Source organism: Kitasatospora sp. NPDC059146, from assembly GCF_042786665.1.
Lineage (GTDB): Bacteria > Actinomycetota > Actinomycetes > Streptomycetales > Streptomycetaceae > Kitasatospora.
The window spans coordinates 60,456-61,372 of sequence record NZ_JBHZCY010000049.1 but is presented as its reverse complement, the minus strand read 5'-3'; the positions used below and the strand labels follow the sequence as shown (position 1 = coordinate 61,372).

Sequence of the window (917 nt, the reverse complement as noted above, 5' to 3'; positions counted from 1 at the left end):
CCCCCGCCAGGCCCCCCGCCGCCCCGCCGCCCCCGACCCCGCCCCCCCCCCGGGCCGCCCCCGCCCGGATACCCGCTGTGGCACGTCTCGCGCAGATGGACGTCCCCGAGCATGAAGCCGTGATCGAACTACCCAAGCACATAATGCAGTTCTTCCCGGAGGTGAGCGGTGGCGTCAGCCCCCACGCTTGAGGACCTGCTGCGGAACTGCACCCGCTCGGCGCTCCACCTGGAGATGCGCGACGGATACATGCGCGACGACCCCTTGTTCCTCCGCTGGCTCAGCGGGCAACGGGACGATCCGGCCGACCAGGCGTCCTGGTGGAGCCCTTGGTTGCAGCTGATCGAGGAGACCACCACTCGCGGCATCGACGTACGACGCGCCCGCATCATCTCCGAACCGGCAAGCGAGTACATCCGGTTCGAGCATGAGATCACGTTCCGCAACATCGCTTCCGGCGAGCAGGTCAGATGGCTTCCCCGTCGACAGGCGACCGACCTGGCACTCCCCGGCAACGACTTCTGGCTCATCGACGGGCAGCACCTCTTGGTCCACCATTTCAGTGGCGAGGGCGACTTCGTCGACGACGAAGTCACCCTCGCCCCGCAAGCCGTGAGCCTCTGCGCCTCGGCTTTCGAGGCCGTCTGGGCACGTGCCGTCCCCCACCAGGAGTTCCGGCTGACCTGAGGAACCTGCCCGGACGGTGACTCCCCGACCGTGTGGGTCGACGAGGACACCGAAACGCCGAACTTTCCGGAAAAGCGAAGGCTTCGTCCACTACGCAGCACGCCGGAAGCGGTCACCGACCGACCCCGCCACCCCCTGAAACTCCCCGGGCGGGCCCCCCGCCCCGGCGCGGGGGCCCCCGGGGGGGGGGGGGGGGGGGCGCGCGCGGCGGCCGGCGGGGCCGGGCCCGG

At 70.9% G+C, this 917-nt stretch carries 1 protein-coding gene; it reads left to right on the top strand.

Translation table 11 applies throughout. The features are described 5' to 3' along the window. The first annotated feature begins 168 nt into the window (after positions 1-168). Positions 169-687 carry a DUF6879 family protein gene (locus ACFXPX_RS21690; protein ID WP_380593852.1) on the top strand — a complete coding sequence of 173 codons (519 nt, stop codon included), beginning with the start codon at positions 169-171 and terminating at the stop codon, positions 685-687. Positions 688-917: the final 230 nt, after the last annotated feature.